Annotated in this window: 12 protein-coding genes and 1 tRNA gene; 10 read left to right on the top strand and 3 right to left on the bottom strand. The window is 30.6% G+C overall.

Annotated features, from left to right (window positions below; translation table 11 throughout):
* Positions 1-5 precede the first annotated feature (5 nt).
* Positions 6-78, bottom strand: a tRNA-Gly gene (locus NHF47_RS05585).
* A 561-nt stretch (positions 79-639) separates the two neighbouring features.
* On the opposite strand from NHF47_RS05585, the gene NHF47_RS05580 reads away from it, so the two are divergent.
* Positions 640-2223 (top strand): murein L,D-transpeptidase, encoded by a 1584-nt coding sequence (locus tag NHF47_RS05580; RefSeq protein ID WP_252764003.1) that lies wholly within the window; start codon positions 640-642, stop codon positions 2221-2223.
* On the opposite strand, the gene NHF47_RS05575 is transcribed toward NHF47_RS05580, so the two are convergent.
* Complete coding sequence (locus NHF47_RS05575) at positions 2212-2943, bottom strand: murein L,D-transpeptidase catalytic domain family protein (RefSeq protein WP_252764002.1); 732 nt, start codon at positions 2941-2943, stop codon at positions 2212-2214. The two genes, NHF47_RS05580 and NHF47_RS05575, sit on opposite strands and share 12 nt — an antisense overlap.
* 186 nt (positions 2944-3129) lie before the next feature.
* Here NHF47_RS05575 and NHF47_RS05570 point away from each other — a divergent pair, with 186 nt between their 5' ends.
* The 9 genes from NHF47_RS05570 to NHF47_RS05530 all read left to right on the top strand — a co-directional run bounded on the left by NHF47_RS05570 (position 3130) and on the right by NHF47_RS05530 (position 17398).
* Positions 3130-5562 carry a DUF5916 domain-containing protein gene (locus tag NHF47_RS05570; protein WP_252764001.1) on the top strand — a complete coding sequence of 811 codons (2433 nt, stop codon included), beginning with the start codon at positions 3130-3132 and terminating at the stop codon, positions 5560-5562.
* Between the two features lie 108 nt (positions 5563-5670).
* Positions 5671-7188 carry a 2,3-bisphosphoglycerate-independent phosphoglycerate mutase gene (gpmI, locus tag NHF47_RS05565; protein ID WP_252764000.1) on the top strand — a complete coding sequence of 506 codons (1518 nt, stop codon included), beginning with the start codon at positions 5671-5673 and terminating at the stop codon, positions 7186-7188.
* Complete coding sequence (locus tag NHF47_RS05560) at positions 7189-7908, top strand: phosphodiester glycosidase family protein (RefSeq protein ID WP_252763999.1); 720 nt, start codon at positions 7189-7191, stop codon at positions 7906-7908. It abuts the gene before it with no gap.
* A 3-nt stretch (positions 7909-7911) separates the two neighbouring features.
* Complete coding sequence (locus NHF47_RS05555) at positions 7912-8544, top strand: thioredoxin family protein (protein ID WP_252763998.1); 633 nt, start codon at positions 7912-7914, stop codon at positions 8542-8544.
* A gap of 74 nt (positions 8545-8618) precedes the next feature.
* Positions 8619-12200: a T9SS type B sorting domain-containing protein gene (locus tag NHF47_RS05550; protein WP_252763997.1), complete on the top strand. Its 3582-nt coding sequence runs from the start codon at positions 8619-8621 to the stop codon at positions 12198-12200.
* Positions 12201-12325: 125 nt separating this feature from the next.
* Positions 12326-12997, top strand: coding sequence for a TetR/AcrR family transcriptional regulator (locus NHF47_RS05545; RefSeq protein WP_252763996.1), 672 nt, complete (start codon positions 12326-12328; stop codon positions 12995-12997).
* Positions 12994-14640: a peptidase domain-containing ABC transporter gene (locus tag NHF47_RS05540; protein ID WP_252763995.1), complete on the top strand. Its 1647-nt coding sequence runs from the start codon at positions 12994-12996 to the stop codon at positions 14638-14640. Before NHF47_RS05545 ends, NHF47_RS05540 begins: the two co-directional genes overlap by 4 nt.
* Positions 14641-14658: 18 nt before the next feature.
* Positions 14659-16011, top strand: a complete 1353-nt coding sequence (locus NHF47_RS05535; protein WP_252763994.1) for an HlyD family secretion protein — start codon at positions 14659-14661, stop codon at positions 16009-16011.
* Positions 16012-16015: 4 nt separating this feature from the next.
* The gene (locus tag NHF47_RS05530) at positions 16016-17398 is read left to right on the top strand and encodes a TolC family protein (protein WP_252763993.1); all 1383 of its coding nucleotides are present in this window, start codon (positions 16016-16018) and stop codon (positions 17396-17398) included.
* Positions 17399-17450: 52 nt separating this feature from the next.
* Here NHF47_RS05530 and NHF47_RS05525 read toward each other — a convergent pair whose 3' ends face one another.
* Entirely contained in the window at positions 17451-17789 is a 339-nt protein-coding gene (locus tag NHF47_RS05525; protein WP_140997106.1) for an RNA-binding protein, read from the bottom strand.
* Positions 17790-17877 lie beyond the last annotated feature (88 nt).

Genomic DNA, 17877 nt, shown 5'->3' with positions numbered 1-17877 from the left:
TTTAGAGCGGAAGACGAGGCTCGAACTCGCGACAACCAGCTTGGAAGGCTGGAGCTCTACCAACTGAGCTACTTCCGCATAAAATTCAATCAATTAATAACTGATTTCCTTTTGTGGCTGCAAATATACTCTAATTTTTTTCTTAGATGCAAATTTTTTTTAGAAAATTTTACAGATTATTTTCAGCTATAATAAACCCTCAAACACCTACCCACATAAAGATCTAAAAATGAATATTTTATATATTATTGTTTTTTTTCAGCAAATCCAATTCTCTTGTTTTCATTATAAAATTAAATTTTGGCATACTTATAGCTATATCTTTTAAGAAGGCTTTATGAAAAATTTCATCTAAGACTTAAAAACAAATTTGCAAAACCGTAAAAAAAGGACTTTCTTTTTTATAATTATTCTAATTACACGATGAAATGTTTAAAATTATTGATAAAAACCAATATAAGAAGCAATACAGTCATAAAAAAAAACTGTATATTAGTTAAATAAAGTAGGAGTAAAAAATCACTATTTATGATGATACTTTACATAAAATGCATGTGTATTTTTGCACTGTATCATTTTAGATTATAGAATTATTATTTATTCCAATAAAAATTGCCATTAAAAACAATTAGCGCTTTTATGATAAAATTTATACCATTTATCTTTTTGTTTTCCCTTTTAGTAGGTTGTAAAAACAACTCTAATGAAATCGCTATAGACGATAGTTTAATAAAAGATGCGACTACTCAAGAAGTAGTAAGACCTTTATCCGCTGAAAACATTGAAAGTTTAGAAGATAGTATCAAAATTTACTATCAAAAACTTAACAATTATGAAATTTGGTATAGCCTAAAAAACAGAACCGAATTAATAAACGAAATTAAAAACTGTTACAAAGACGGTTTGAATCCCGAAGACTATAACCTTAAAAACATTCTTGCTTTAGAAGGCAAAAGAAAAAAACTAGAGGATGAAGAAGTAATTCAATATGACATTCTCTTGACCAAATCTTTTGAGAAATTAGCTTTACACTTATATAGAGGTAAATTAAATCCAAAAAAATTATATACTGATTGGGACTTAACTCCTAAAATAATAAGTCTTTCTCCCTATCTAGAAAAAGCGATAAAAAACAAAGCAGTAGCTTCTACATTTCAAGAGTTAAAACCAAAACACTTCGTGTATGCCAAAATAAAAGAAAGCTTAGTTGTAATTGAACAATTTCCAGAATATAAGTTTGATAAAACAGAGGTAAAAGATAAAATTCAATTGCACGATACTATTAATGAAATTATAGCCATTAAAAAGAAATTGGCCTATTGGAATGATTATACTCAAAAAGACAGTATTACTACCGCCATCTATGACACTATCACCTATTTAGCGGTTAAGAAATTTCAATCGAGACATGGTCTTAAAGCTGATGGAGTTATCGGAAAAGGCACTGTCCAAGCATTAAATTATACAAAAGAAGAAAGAAAACAACAAATTATTGCCAATTTAGAAAGATGGAAATGGTTTCCAATTGATTTTGGCAATGAATATCTTATGGTAAACCTTCCCAATTACAATATTGTTTATGTAAAAAAAAATGACACTATTGCAACACACAATATTGTCGTTGGTACACCAAAAAGAAACACACCTGTATTGATTTCTAAGTTATCTGATCTGGTATTTAATCCTACATGGACCGTTCCACCAACTATCATTAAAGAAGACTTAACTCCATCTGCTAAGAAAAATTTAGAATATTTCAAAAAAACTAGATTAACCATTTATGATTCAACAGGACAGGTTGTAACGCCAGAAGAATGGAATTCTGATGCATCCAAGTCGTACCGATATGTTCAGGTTTCTGGATACAACAATTCTTTAGGACTAGTTAAATTTAATTTCCCAAATAGACACACGGTTTATTTACATGACACCAATCATAGAGATTATTTTTCTAGAGAATACAGAGCGCTAAGTTCGGGGTGCGTTCGTGTGGAAAACCCATTACTTTTAGCCGAAAAAATACTTTTCAATGAAGATGAAGGTTGGACAAGTGAAGAAATAGACAGCATTATAAACAAAAAAAACATTAAAACTGTTCCAATTAAGAACAACATTAATGTTTATTTATTGTATTGGACCAATTGGCTTTCTAAAGACGGTCTGCAATTTCGTGAAGACATTTATCATCTCGACAAGAAACTGTATGCCGCTTTACGAAACTAATTTGGATTTGATAATATAATTTCTTGATGGATGATAAATAAATAAACAAGATTTATCTTTTATCAATTCTATTAACTCTTTTGAAATTTCATTTGGAACCGCAGGACATCCTTGACTTCTTCCTAAACGACCGTTTGCTTTGATAAATTCTTCTGAAACATAATCGGCACCGTGAACAACTACGGCACGATCTCTTGCATGATCATTAATTCCATATTCTAAACCATCTAAACGCAATGATAAACCATGCTTACCAACATAGGTTTCTCCTGTGGTGTAAAAACCTAAACTACTTTGGTATGATTCTGATTTGTTTGAAAAATCGTTTGCAAATAATTCTCCAGAATTTCTTCCGTGAGCAACCAATGAACGAAGAATAATTTCTTTAGTAGTCATATTAATTACCCACATTCTTTCTTCATTTGAAGACAAACTAAAATCTACAATTGTTAAAATTTCTTTTTCAATAATTCCTTGTTTTTTCAATTCATTATAACCTTCAAAAGCTTTTGAAAAACTTTCATAGTTAGGTAATGATAATTCATTAGATTGAATTGAATTATAAAATGACTTACATTTAGCCTCCAAAGAAACTTTTGCATTTGAAGCTACTAATTTTGGGTCAGTTAGATTATTTTTTATTTCTTTGCTAGTGCTTAGAGAAGTAAAGCTTAAGCAAATAAAACTAAGGGCAAAAAGAGAAAATAATTTGTAATTCATTGTTGTTCTAATAGTTATTCGGTTGATTTGAGGTTCCAAATATATTTAAAATTTTTAACCAAACAAATTTTTTTATGCTTTTTATCGAAAAAAAATGCATTTAGTCGATTTAATATCAAAAAGTTAAAGATTTTATAATTTGTTTCCCTCAAAAATGAATAATCCTAAATTTGTAAAAAAGATTTCATGCATAATAACTTCGTTTTCTGCCTTTTATTGTTCATATTTTCAAATTATTTCTTTGGACAAGAAGTTTTAAACACAAAAAGTGTTAAAAAAATCACAAAAGCAGAAAAAAATACTTCAATCATTTCAATTGATGGTCAACTTGATGAAGAAGAATGGTCAAAAGTTTTACCTGCAAAAGATTTTTACACTTTATCTCCAGACAATGGAAATCTAGAAAGTCCAGAATTACGAACAGAAGTCAAAGTTCTCTATGACAATGATGCCGTATATATTGGTGCAACTTTATATGATAATCATCCAGAAAAAATCTTAAAAGAAATAACAGAAAGAGATAATTTCGGAACGTCAGATTCTTTTGGAGTATTTATAAACGGTTATAATGACGGGCAACAAGATTTTCAGTTTTATGTAACTGCTGCCAATGGACAGGCCGATTGTAATTTTACATCACAAGACGGTGAAGATTATTCTTGGAACGCTATCTGGTCAAGTAAAGCAAAAATAACCGATTATGGTTGGGTAGTTGAAATAAAAATCCCATATGCTGCTTTACGTTTTCCAAAAAAAACAGAACAAGTCTGGGGAATTAATTTCTTTCGAGAAGTAAGAAGAACAAGACAAAAATACACTTGGTCACCTGTTTATAATACTATAGGTGCTTTTTCTCAACAAGCTGGTATTTTAAAAGGTATTGAAAACATTCAACCTCCTACTCGATTGTTTTTAATTCCTTATACATCAGCTTACTACAACACCAACAAAGAAGATTCTGAACTTACACTTAAAGGAGGTTTAGATATTAAATATGGTATTAATGATGCTTTTACTTTAGACGCTATCTTAATTCCTGATTTTGGTCAAACCAAATTTGACAATGTGGAATTAAATTTGGGTCCTTTTGAACAACAATTCAATGAAAATAGACCTTTCTTCACTGAAGGAACCGATTTGTTCAACAAAGGAAATTTACTTTACACGAGAAGAATTGGTGCTTCACCTCAATTTTATCCCGACTTAAATAACAATGAAGTCATTGAAGAATTCCCTACAACGACTAATTTACTCAACGCTATTAAAATTTCAGGTCGTAACAACGATGGATTAGGAATAGGTTTTCTAAATGCAATTACTGAAGAGACCAAAGTAATTATAAAAGATAACGCATCTGGAAATACAAGAGAAGCCATAGTTGCTCCGTTAACTAATTACAATGTAACTGTTTTTGACCAACGATTTAATCAAAATTCATCTGTAACCTTTATTAATACGAATGTAACTCGAAATGGAAGTTACAGAGATGCCAATGTTGCGGGTTTGGTTTTTGATTTAAACACTCCAAAAAACACCTATAATTTATCTGGAAAAATAAACTTGAGTAATACGTTTGATATAGAAAATAAAAATGGAATTGAATCTAATCTTGCCTTAGGAGAAACTTCTGGAAATTATCGTTTTAGTATTGGCGGTGAATACCTCTCTAAAGATTTTGACAAAAACGATCTAGGAATTGTATTTCTAAACAACTATTATAGTTATTATGCCAACGCTTCTTATCGTATATTAACGCCAACCAAAACTTTTAATTCTTTTAATGTGGGTTTATATACGTATATGGAACACAATAATGCGAGTAATGAAATACAAAACAATAATTTCAGTTTAGATGTTAACACCACTTCAAAAGACAATCATTATTTTGGTTTTGGTTACAGAATAAAACCTTTTGAACGTTATGATTATTATGAACCAAGACATGAAGGGAGATATCTTATTTTACCAAGACTACAAAGCTATTGGGCTGGATTTTCGTCAAACTATAATTATAAATTCGCTTTTGATTTGCAACTTTCCCATCTTTTTTATGATCAAAGTGGCCGTTATGATTTTGATATCTTTATTAGTCCAAGATACCGCTTTAGTGATAAATTTTCTTTAATTTACTCTATTAACCCTTACATTCAAAAAAACAACATCGGTTATATTGATTATTTAAGCACTTCCGATGAAATTATTATAGCGCAAAGAGATCGTCATACTATTAATAATGCTTTAACCAGTAAATTTTCAATTAATAGTCAAATGAATTTCAATCTATCCGTTAGACATTATTGGTCATTTGCTGAAAACAATACGATTTACATACTTCAAGACAATGGGAGACTTCTTGAAAAAAACGATTATACCGATAATAAAAATTCTAATTTTAGTACTTGGAATTTAGACTTATCCTATTCTTGGTGGTTTGCTCCAGGTAGTCAAGCAACAATTCTTTATCGAAATAATGCAGCAAATTATTCCAATGATATCGACAAAAATTTCAAAACTAACTTTGACCACCTTTTTACTGACAATTTAAACCATACTTTTTCAATTAGCATTCGTTATTTCATCGATTACAATCAAGCTAAAAATTGGATTAAAAAAAGTTAAAAACGCTTTATAATTACTCAATCGTTTTCGCATTTTTATTGTTAAATTCAACTATCTTTTTTCTGTCTGAATTTCTCAAATAGTTATATTTGTAGAAACACATCCAAAATGAATAAGAAAGTAATTTTAATGATATTAGATGGTTGGGGAAAGTCTCCTGACCCAAAAGTTTCCGCAATTGATAATGCACATACTCCATTTATTGATAGTCTATATACCCAATACCCCAATGCGCAATTAAGAACAGATGGTTTGAATGTAGGATTACCTGAAGGCCAAATGGGAAATAGCGAAGTGGGACACATGAATTTAGGCGCTGGAAGAATTGTGTATCAAGATTTAGCAAAGATTAATTTGGCCGTAGCCAATAAAACGATGAACCAAGAAAAACCTTTAACAGATGCTTTTGAATATGCTAAGAAAAACAACAAAGCCGTTCATTTTTTAGGATTAGTTTCGGATGGTGGTGTTCATAGTCATACTTCTCATTTAAGAGGTTTAATTGATGTTGGCCAAAGTTTAGGCGTTCAAAATATGTTTGTTCATGCCTTTACAGATGGTAGAGACGTAGATCCAAAATCTGGGGCACAATATATTGAGAATCTTCAAAGTTATTTATCTCATACTAATGCCAAGTTAGCTTCTGTAATTGGAAGATATTATGCCATGGACCGAGATAAAAGATGGGAAAGAGTAAAATTAGCTTATGATTTAGTTGTAAACGGACAAGGCACACCTTCTAAAAATGCAACACAAAGCATTCTTAACAGTTATGAAAACAATGTAACTGATGAATTCATCCAACCTATTGTAATGACTGACTCTAATGATCAACCCATTGCAACTATAAAGGAAGACGATGTTGTTATTTTCTTCAATTTTAGAACCGATAGAGGGCGTGAACTAACAGAAGCGTTATCGCAACAAGATTTTCATGAAGAAAACATGCACAAATTGAATTTGTATTATGTTACCATGACCAATTATGATGAAACCTATAAAAATGTACAAGTGATTTATGACAAAGATAATATCACTGAAACTTTAGGAGAAGTTTTGGAAAAAGCGGGTAAAAAACAAATTCGTATTGCCGAGACAGAAAAATACCCACATGTAACTTTTTTCTTTTCAGGTGGTCGAGAAGAACCATTTGCTGGAGAAAGTCGTATTTTGAAAAATTCACCCAAAGTGGCTACCTACGATTTACAACCCGAAATGAGTGCTTACGAATTAAAAGATGCTTTAGTTCCTGAATTAAAAAACGGAGCAGTGGATTTTGTATGCCTTAACTTTGCAAATGGAGACATGGTAGGACACACGGGTGTAATGGAAGCAGCTATTAAAGCATGTGAAGCTGTAGATATTTGTGTAAAAGAAGTTGTGGAAACCGCTTTGGAAAATGGCTACACTACGCTACTTATTGCTGATCACGGGAATTGTGAAACCATGATTAATCCAGATGGCACACCAAATACAGCACACACTACGAATCCAGTTCCTCTTATTTTAATTGACAAAGAATTAAAAACGATTCACGATGGCGTATTAGGCGATATTGCTCCTACTATATTAGATTTAATGGATATTCCAAAACCTGAAGCTATGACTTGCAAATCGTTATTGTAAATGAAAAAAACGCTTGTTTTAGTCTCTTTTTTACTATTTCTATTTAGTTGTTTTACTTTATTTCAAAAAGAAAATACAGAAGATTTCGTTACCTATAAAGTAAATCCAACTAAAGAAATAATTTCTTTTTATTGGAAAAATGAGAAAAATTTAAATTTTAAAAGTATCACCAACTTAAAAAAATGGTTGATAACAAAAAATAAAGAATTGATTTTTGCAACCAATGGTGGTATGTATAAAAAAGATTTTTCGCCTCAAGGGTTATATATAGAAAATTATATCAAAAAAACATCACTAGACACTATTGCAGGTAAGGGCAATTTTTATTTGAAACCAAATGGTGTTTTTTATATTACCGATGAAAACAAAGCATATATTACAATAACAGAAAAATTCAAATATTCTGAAAATATTAAGTATGCCACACAATCTGGTCCAATGCTAGTAGTAAACGACAAAATACATGATGCTTTTGCCAAAGGATCTAAAAATCTAAATATTAGAAATGGTGTAGGAATATTAGATAATGGTGAAATTATTTTTGCCATGTCAAAAAAAGAAATCAATTTTTATGATTTTGCTACCTATTTTAAAAATCTAGGATGTAAAAATGCTTTATATTTAGACGGTTTTGTATCAAGAACTTATTTACCTAAAGAAAATTGGATACAAACCGATGGCAATTTTGGAGTTATCATTGCTGTTTCAAAAAATAAATAAATTATGAAAAAAATTAGCTTATTCTTCCTTCTCCTAATTATCAACAGTTGTGCATTACATTCTAAAGGTGAAGATGGAAAACCTGGAACAAATGGAACAAATGAAAGCAATGGAATAGATGGAGCAAACGGGAAAGATGGAAAAGCTGCTCTTGGATTGAATTTGGTTAAGAAAGACAAACCAAAAGAAATTGGCGATGGAATTCTAGTTGGTAAGACTCAAAAAAATGACTTATTACAAGAACCATTTAAAGAGTGGTTTGAAAATGGCTTTACTGATTATCAACCGGATTCTGAAATTATCAACTCCTTAAAAGGAATCAATTTCAACTACAGCATTACCATTTTTATGGCAACATGGTGCGAAGACAGCCAGAATCAAGTACCCAAGTTTTATAAAATTTTAAATGAAATTAATTTTCCAGAAGACAAGGTAACGTTAATTACCATGTTAAGAGATAAACCAACCCCTGAAGCATTCGAAAAAGAACTAAATATAACAAATGTTCCCACTTTTATTTTCTTTGAAAACGGCAAAGAATTAAACAGAATTGTAGAATCTCCCGTTGAAAATTTAGAAAAAGACATGGTTACTATTCTATCCAAAAAGCCTTATCGTCATATTTACAGCGAATAAACTACGTTAAAAAACGATTTATGTAACAATAAGTCCTTGTTTTTTATATTTTTGTGACCAAGTTTATTATTGCTATGAAATCAATACATTTTACACTGATATTCAGTTTTTTACTCAGTTTTTCACTATTTGGTCAAGGAGGAGCTTCCTCTTGTGCAGAATTAGCCGCAAACCCTGAAGCCTATCAATCCTGTGCGACAAATATTCCGTTTTCAAACTCAGTGGGTCAAAATGGAGAAAACTTTAATACTACTTGTATTGGAGAGAATTTTCAAGGACCTACTTGGTTTTTTATAAAAATTCAAAATTCTGGCCCTATTACTTTACAAATTAGCCAAACCGATTTATCTGGCAATGGAACAGATGTAGATTTTGTTCTTTGGGGCCCCTTTACAACACTAAATAATGTTTGTAATCAATTAAATACAGGAACAGAAATAGATTGTAGTTGGTCTGCAGCAAGTATAGAAAATATTAATATTCCAAATGCTACAACTGGACAGTTGTATGTTATGCTAATCGACAATTACTCTAATATAGCTGGTAACATAACTGTAACTCAAATTTCAGGTTCGGGATCTACAAATTGTGACTTTCTATCTCTAACGAAAATTACAAATACAGATGGAACCGATATTACATCTACCGATTATTGTAAACCCGCAACTAAAGACATCATGGCAACAGTTGATGTGACGAACTTTAGTGGTTTGGTTTCTAATTTAAGATTTAGCTATACATGGTATAAAGATGGTGTTCAAATTGGAACTACAATAACAGATTCAACCAGCCCAACTAACACCATAACTGTAAGTGAAACGGGAAATTATAGGGTAGAAACAACAGCTTATGATATTACCAACCCTAGTATTGTACAAGATAGTAGCACAGATATTGATTTAAGCTTTCATGTTGTTCCCGATAGCAGTATTCAAAATTCAAATACGGTGTGTTTGAACACTAATCCTGTTTTAAGTACAACAATTTCTAACAATGCCTTGTTAGATCCTACCGTTGATGTTTTAAGTTACCAATGGTATTTAAACACTTCTCCAATAACTGGACAAACAAATCCTTCAATTACCCCAACGCTTCCAGGGGATTATTATGTTGTTGTTTCTAACAATTCCTGTTCTGATGTACAATCGAATACCATTAGAATTATAGCAAATCCCAATATTACTATACAAAGTGACCAAACCATTTGTGAAGGAGATACTTACACCATTACATCTAATAATATAAATGCTTCTCTCAATTCCAATGTAACTTACGAATGGTATAAAGATGGTTTTCCAACAGGAATTACAACACCAAACTATGATGTTAATGCTAGTAACCAAGCCATAAACACAACAGCCACTTATTATTTGATAGCAACCGAACAAAATACATGTTCTTTTACTTCAAATACAGTTTCAATTACAATAAATGCCCTTCCAGTAGTAAACACCATTCCAATTCTTTTTGAACAATGCGATTACATTCCCTCAACTTTAGATGGAATTGCTGAAATGAATTTAACCAGTTTATATGATATAATTACGAATGCAACTCCTGGATTAACACTTTATTATTATCAAGATGCAGGTTTAACCAATGCCATTACAAACCCAACCAATTATAGTAACACGAGTTCGCCATTTAACCAAACTATCTATGTAAAAGCCGTTAATGAAGCTATTACACCAAATTGTACCTCTTCGGGAACAGCAGTAATTACAATTCAGGTAAACCCAACAAACTTATCTAATTATCCAGATATGGCTCCCGTTTGCCCTGAAATAAATCAAACCTATGGTTTTGTTGATTTTGAAGCCCAAAGAACTTTTATAAAGAATACCTATTTCCCTTTATCAAATGTAATTATAACATTTCATGACAATACCTCAGATGCTTCTACTGGTTTAAATGGTTTAACCAATGCCAATCAAATGCCAATTGGAACTACTACTATTTATGCAAGAGTTATTTCAGCAACTACAGCTAGTTGTGAAAGTGTAGGCACATTTGATGTAATTGTAACAACACCACCTTTGCAAACTACTGTAAGTACAGCAATGATATGTGTATTAGATAATTATACATTAAGCTCTAATGACGCAGAAGCATTAACAGGACAAAATCCTACTGTAGTTACCTCCTATTTTAACTCCTTTTCAGAGGCTCTAAATAATCAAAACGCAATAAATAAAAATATAGCATTACCTTTAACACTTGGCACTAAAACTTATTATATTAGGTTATTTGATACCGCTACGCAATGTGTTTCAATTATTAATTTTGACATCAATGTATCTCCTAATCCAACACTAGTTCAACCTAGTCCTATTACTCATTGTGGTGAAACTACAGCATTTTTTGATTTAGAATCTAGAATTAATCAAATTACGGCTGGAAATTCAAATTATCAAGTTACTTTTTATGAAACACTTGCTGATTTAAATACTGGTAATGCAATTGCAACTCCTTCGAATTATGAAAGTGCCACTGCTACTGTATACATTAATGTAATTGATACTGCTAATAATAATTGTGCCGCAACAACTACTTTAGACCTTGCTGTACTACCAAACCCAGGTGCTTCGAATAACCCAACACCTTTAGAAATATGTAATGATGCTGGGTTTGATGTTTTTGATTTAACCGTTCGTGAAAACGAAATGGCTGGTTCAACTCCCACAACAGATATCGTTTTTAGTTATTATATCGATTTAAATGATGCATTAAATAACACTAACACTTATATCTACAATCCGACTCAATTTACCAATACAATCGCTAATTATCAGAAAATATATGTTCGTTTAAACAGCAAAGTAAATAGAGATTCAGAACTCAATATCGCTTGTTTTAAAATTTTAGAATTAGATTTATATGTAAGACCTTATCCTGAAAATATCATATCTAACGAACCATACATTATATGTACAGATCAAGAAACCAATACAATTACTCCCGTAGAAGTTAAAACTGGATTAGATACAACCAACTATAGTTTTACCTGGTATAATGGTTTTGATGCAATAACTGGCAATGAAATAAATAATGAAACAAACCCTTCTTTTGTAACCTCAACAGTTGGAGAATATTCAGTTATGGTTACTAATATTTCTAATGCAGCAATGTGTTCTAGCATTTTCAATTTTACAACAGCAACATCATTAGCTCCTAATTCCATAACAGCATCTCCGTCAGAATTAATTGCTTTTGATACAGAAAACACAATTACTGCTATTGCATTACCTAATTCTTCCGACTATTTATATAGTATTGACGGAACATCTTGGCAAGAAGACCCAATTTTTACAAATGTTTTACCAGGAAAATATACTTTAAGTGTGAGAAATAAATTTGGGTGTGGAGATGCCTATACCGAATTTATTATTGCTGATTTTCCACGTTTTTTTACACCTAATGGAGATGGTTTTAACGATACTTGGAATATACAAGGAAGTGAAACTATTGATGTTTTAACCATTTATATATTTGATAAATATGGCAAACTCTTAAAACAATTAGCTCCTAATGGCGCTGGCTGGGATGGAACATTTAATGAAAAACCGTTACCATCATCTGATTATTGGTTTAAATTAGTCTATACGAAAGACAATATTACAAAAGAATTCAAAAGCCATTTTACTTTAAAAAGATAATTAAAAAACGATTTTCATTCAATCCTGGTTCTTCCAGGATTTTTTTTGTAACAATTCTAAAATAAAAGTTAAACTTTCAATAATTAATAGTAATACTATTATATTTGTAAGTATAAATATCAGTTATGACTAATTTACTTAACAATCTTAGTATAAGTGTGAATGAGAAACTCTATGTTAAAAACCCTGAAACTTCAGGTTTAGGAAAAAAAATTATTGAACATAGCATTTTATTAATTCACGAAATTGGATTTGAATCTTTTACGTTTAAAAAGTTAGGCGATAAAATTCAATCCAATGAAAGTTCGATTTACCGTTATTTTGAAAACAAACATAAGTTGCTTCTTTACTTGTCTTCATGGTACTGGTCCTGGATTGAGTATCGGTTGGTATTTGCTACCGCTAATGTTTCGGATCCAATGGAAAAATTAGCCAATGCGATAGAGATTGTAACAGAAGAAATAAAAGATGATCTCTCTATAACACATATTAATGAATCTATTTTAAATAAAATTATCATTGGAGAGTTTACCAAAACTTTTTTAACGAAAGAAGTAGATGAAGAGAACAAAGAAGGCTATTTTTTAGTCTATAAAAGTGTTGTTAATCGCATTATTTTGATGATTGAAGAAGTGAATCCTGATTATAAATATGCAAAAACATTAGCTTCAACCATAGTTCAAGGTGCATTGCATCAACATTATTTAAAAGAACATTTTAAAAACATCACCAATTTATCCGAATCCAATTGTTTAGCTGATTTCTATATCGACTTAATTAAAAAAACAGTACTATGACACCATTAGAAAGATTTAAAAACTTAATTCTAATTGATAAAAGAGATATTTATCAAATTTTTCTTTATTCCATTTTTGGTGGTTTGATTAGTTTAACTTTACCATTAGGAATTCAATCAATAGTTAATTTTATTCAAGCTGGAAAAGTATCTACTTCTTGGGGAATTTTAGTTATTGTAGTGGTTATTGGGGTAATCTTAGTAGGCGTATTCAAAATTATGCAATACCGAATAACTGAAAATTTGCAACAAAAAATATTTGTGCGTTCTTCCTTTGATTTTTCATTCCGTTTCCCAAAAATAAAATTCAACCAATTATACAATCAATATCCACCAGAATTAGCGAATCGTTTTTTTGATACCTTGTCGGTTCAAAAAGGATTTTCAAAATTATTATTAGATATTTCGGCAGCCATTTTACAAATTCTCTTTGGAATTATACTCCTTTCTTTATACCATCCTTTTTTTATTCTTTTTGGAATACTTCTCCTAGGATTACTCTATTTTATTTTTAAAGCTAATTTCAAAGTAGGATTAGAAACGAGTTTAAAAGAGTCTAAATACAAATATAAAGTAGCGCATTGGATACAAGAAATTGCAAGAAATCATTTGAGTTTTAAAAATCAAAATCTATTTGAATTCTCTCTAAGTAAAAATGATGATTTAGTAAGTGATTATTTAAATTATAGAGAAAAACATTTTAAAATTTTAAAGCGTCAATTCATCCAATTGGTCGGATTTAAAACCATTATTACTGCTGGATTATTAATTATTGGAGGTATTTTGGTTTTAAGTCAACAAATGAACATTGGTCAATTTGTAGCGGCTGAAATTATTATCTTAACTATTATTACAGCCGTTGAAAAATTATTTGGTGGGTTAGAACTTTTTTATGATGTATTAACTTCATTAGAAAAATTAGGAGCTGTTTCTGATTTAGAAATTGAAAAGGAAAGTAATTCACAAAATTTCTTTTTAGACAATGAAGGCATAACTTTAGAAGTAAAAAATGTATATTATAAATACCCTCAAGCCGAAATTCCTATTTTAAACAACATTAACTTAACCATTCGTCCAAAAGAACGTGTTGTTATTAAAGGTGAAAACGGTTCAGGAAAAAGTACGCTTATCCGATTGTTAGCCAAAATAATAGATCCAAGTACAGGAACATTATTTGTAAACAATGTGAACATTGACAAAATAAACATAGGAAATTATCGATCCAAAATTGGTTTAATTACACGAGATGATTCCACTTTTGAAGGAACTATTCTAGACAACATTACATGTCAGAATGAAAACCTTAAAATAAATGAGATTAATACTGTTTTGGAGCAAGTCCAATTAATTGATTTTATTAAAACATTACCTTTAGGTTTAGACACTCCTTTATTTCCTGGTGGTAAACAAATAAATGCTTCTGTAGTACAAAAAATTATTTTAGCAAGGTGTATTTTATCCAAACCTGAAATTATCTTATTAGAAGATCCTATTAATAAGATTGACAAGAAACAGTCTCAAAAAATTATTGATTTTTTAATGGATAAAAATCATCCTTGGACAGTTGTCGTAACCGCATCAAGTAAAGATTGGTTACCTCATGCCACTCAAATTATTACATTAGAAAATGGTCAAATTGTTTAAAGTCTAAATTGAAAAATAATGCTAAATATAACTAAGAATAGAGTAGATTCCTATCTTGATTTATCAAAATATAAATCCAATAGCGTTTTTGCAGAGAATAAAGGCTATTTGTTTATTAAAAGACTTTTAGGCGCTATGGCCATTTTAGTCTTACTTTTTCTTTTTCTTCCTTGGACGCAGAACATATCGGGTTCTGGTTTTGTAACTACTTTAAAACCAAATCAAAGACCCCAAAACATTCATTCAGCTATTGCAGGTCGAATTGAGAAATGGTATGTGAATGAAGGTGATTTCGTTAAAAAAGGAGACACCATTTTGTTTATTTCTGAAATTAAAGAAGATTATTTAGATCCTAATTTAGTAGAAAACACTGGAAATCAAGTAATTGCTAAAGAAAACGCAGTCAATTCTTATGCCAGCAAAGTAAAAGCTCTTGAGATGCAACTTGGTGCCATAGAAAGCGAAAAGAACTTAAAATACAAACAAGCAGAGAACAAATTAAAACAAGCGTATTTAAAAGTAAAAAGTGACAGTATTGATTTAGAAGCTGTAAAAACACAATTAAAAATTGCAGAAACACAATTCAATAGAGCTGTAAATTTAAATAAAGAAGGTTTAAAACCACTTACAGACGTTGAAGAGAAAAGAGTTAAATTACAAGAAATGCAGGCAAAAATAATCACACAAGAAAATAAATATTTAGCCAGCCAAAATGAAATTTTAAATGCTTCGATGGAATTGAATCGTATTGCTGCAGAATATGCAGAAAAGAGAGCCAAAGCAAGTAGTGATAAACAAACAGCCTTGAGTTCACAATACGATACAGAAGCACAAGTGAATAAATTAAAAAACCAATACACCAATTATCAAATCAGAAATGGTTTATATTACATTACTGCACCTCAAGATGGTTATGTAAACAGAGCGATTCAATCAGGTATTGGTGAAACTATAAAAGAAGGCACGTCTATAGTAAGTATCATGCCTGCTAATTTTGAAATTGCTGTAGAAACGTATATAGAGCCTGTAGATTTTCCACTGATAAATAAAGGAGAGAAAGTAAGGGTTTGGTTTGATGGATGGCCAACAATTGTATTCAGTGGATGGCCTGGAGCTTCCTATGGTACATTTGGAGGTATCGTTGTTGCAAAAGAAAATTTCATCAGTGAAAATGGAAAATATCGTGTCTTAATTGCACCAGATCCAAATGATAAGAAATGGCCAGAACAATTAAGTATTGGCGCAGGAACACAGTCTATAGCTTTATTAGAAGATGTGCCTATTTGGTTTGAAATTTGGAGAACCTTAAACGGCTTCCCTCCTAATTTTTACCAACCAGAAAGCACAAAAAATAAATCGGAAAAAAAATAAGAGTATGAAATCAAACATTTGCATTATCTTCTTGTTTTTAAGCTGTTTTATAGTTGCTCAAGAACCTTCAAGGGAATTTACTTTTGAAGAGTTTCTTGGCTATGTAAAGAAATACCATCCTTTGGTCAAACAAGCCGATTTAAAAATCTCTGAAGCTCAAGCAAAGCTAATGAAAGCCAGAGGTGCTTTTGATCCAAAAATTGAAGCCGATTTCTTAAAAAAGCAATATTCCGATAAAACCTACTATTCCTTATTCAATGGTAGTTTTAAAATACCAACTTGGTATGGTATCGAAATTAAAGCAGCCTTTGATAATAATGAAGGTATTTATTTGAATCCAGAAAATTCAGTCCCAAATTCAGGATTAACATCATTAGGAATTACAATCCCTATTGGACAAGGGCTTTGGATAAATGAAAGAATGGCAGAATTAAGAAAAGCCAAATCGTATCAAAAATTAAATCAAGCCGAAAGAGATTTAGAAATAATTGCTATTCTTCATGCTGCAACGGTAAGTTATATTAATTGGAAAAGAAGTTACGACGAAAAACAATTATATACCAATTATTTAGAAAATGCAACGGAACGTTACAAAGGAATTATAACCTTAATTGAACAAGGAGACAAAGCCGGTATCGATAGTATTGAAGCAGGAATAACTGTGAAATCTAGAAAGTTAAATTTGGAAAATGCGCAATTAAAATTAACCAAAGCGAAGCTCGAGTTATCTAATTTTTTATGGACAGAAAACAATATCCCATTAGAACTAGAAGATGTATTATATCCCGATTTAAATATTGAAAAAACGATTTTAACCACATTAAATATTGAAGATTATTTACTACTTAATCTGGATAATCATCCTAAATTAAATGCATTACAATCTAAAATTGATATTTTAAACACCGACCGTCGATTACAGGCCAATCGGATTTTACCCAAATTGGATCTTAGTTATAATTATCTATCTGAGCCTAGTGCATTTGAAAATTATCGCTTTGAAGATTACAAAATTGGAGTGAATTTTTCTTTTCCATTATTTTTAAGAAAAGAAAGAGCCAGTTTAAAGTTAGCCCAACTAAAAGTTCAGGACAGTGAGTTGAGTTTACAATTTGAAAAAGAAAATTTAGCCAATAAAATAGAAGCGCAAAAACAAGAAATTGAATCCTTTAGAAAACAACGTATTTTAAATACTACTTTGGTAAATGATTACAACACCATGCTTGCAGCAGAAGAACGATTGTTTCAAATGGGAGAAAGCTCTTTGTTTTTGATTAATTCGAGAGAAAATACTGTAGTAAGTTCACAACTTTCCAATATTGCCTTGGAAAACGCATATTTATTAGCTTCGGCTGGACTATTTAAAACGATTGCCAAACTTAATTAAATAAAAAAATCCCGAAAAAATCGGGATTTTTAATTTATAACACTACAGATAATTAGTAACGACCACCTCTATTGTTATCTCTGTTAGAAAAGTTTCCTCTTCCTCCTCCACCATTTCCATTACGGTTGAAAGATCTTCTTTCACCTTCAGGTTTTGGTTCAGATTTGTTTACAACGATAGTTCTGCCTTCAACAGTACCACCATTTAACTCATCGATAGCTTTTTGTGCTTCCGCATCATTTGGCATCTCAACGAATCCAAATCCTTTACTTCTTCCAGTAAATTTATCAGAGATAATCTTAACTGAATCAACAGTTCCATACTCTTCAAAAAAACCTCTTAAATCTGCTTCCTCAATACTAAAAGGAAGACTTCCTACAAAAATGTTCATAAATATATATTATAATTGAAACAAAGGTAATCTTTTAATGCATACAAAATCTTTTTATTTCATTTATTTTCAAATGTTTACACAAAAA

Source organism: Flavobacterium sp. NRK F7 (assembly GCF_024054195.1).
GTDB lineage: Bacteria > Bacteroidota > Bacteroidia > Flavobacteriales > Flavobacteriaceae > Flavobacterium.
The sequence above is the reverse complement of the archived record's forward strand: the minus strand, read 5'-3'. Positions and strand labels throughout refer to the sequence as shown.

What these genes read in the sequence shown, in the direction of transcription:
- NHF47_RS05580 (WP_252764003.1), top strand. Translation starts at nt 640, where the DNA reads ATGATAAAATTTATACCATTTATCTTTTTGTTTTCCCTTTTAGTAGGT.
- NHF47_RS05575 (WP_252764002.1), bottom strand. Translation starts at nt 2,943, where the DNA reads ATGAATTACAAATTATTTTCTCTTTTTGCCCTTAGTTTTATTTGCTTA.
- NHF47_RS05570 (WP_252764001.1), top strand. Translation starts at nt 3,130, where the DNA reads ATGCATAATAACTTCGTTTTCTGCCTTTTATTGTTCATATTTTCAAAT.
- gpmI (WP_252764000.1), top strand. Translation starts at nt 5,671, where the DNA reads ATGAATAAGAAAGTAATTTTAATGATATTAGATGGTTGGGGAAAGTCT.
- NHF47_RS05560 (WP_252763999.1), top strand. Translation starts at nt 7,189, where the DNA reads ATGAAAAAAACGCTTGTTTTAGTCTCTTTTTTACTATTTCTATTTAGT.
- NHF47_RS05555 (WP_252763998.1), top strand. Translation starts at nt 7,912, where the DNA reads ATGAAAAAAATTAGCTTATTCTTCCTTCTCCTAATTATCAACAGTTGT.
- NHF47_RS05550 (WP_252763997.1), top strand. Translation starts at nt 8,619, where the DNA reads ATGAAATCAATACATTTTACACTGATATTCAGTTTTTTACTCAGTTTT.
- NHF47_RS05545 (WP_252763996.1), top strand. Translation starts at nt 12,326, where the DNA reads ATGACTAATTTACTTAACAATCTTAGTATAAGTGTGAATGAGAAACTC.
- NHF47_RS05540 (WP_252763995.1), top strand. Translation starts at nt 12,994, where the DNA reads ATGACACCATTAGAAAGATTTAAAAACTTAATTCTAATTGATAAAAGA.
- NHF47_RS05535 (WP_252763994.1), top strand. Translation starts at nt 14,659, where the DNA reads ATGCTAAATATAACTAAGAATAGAGTAGATTCCTATCTTGATTTATCA.
- NHF47_RS05530 (WP_252763993.1), top strand. Translation starts at nt 16,016, where the DNA reads ATGAAATCAAACATTTGCATTATCTTCTTGTTTTTAAGCTGTTTTATA.
- NHF47_RS05525 (WP_140997106.1), bottom strand. Translation starts at nt 17,789, where the DNA reads ATGAACATTTTTGTAGGAAGTCTTCCTTTTAGTATTGAGGAAGCAGAT.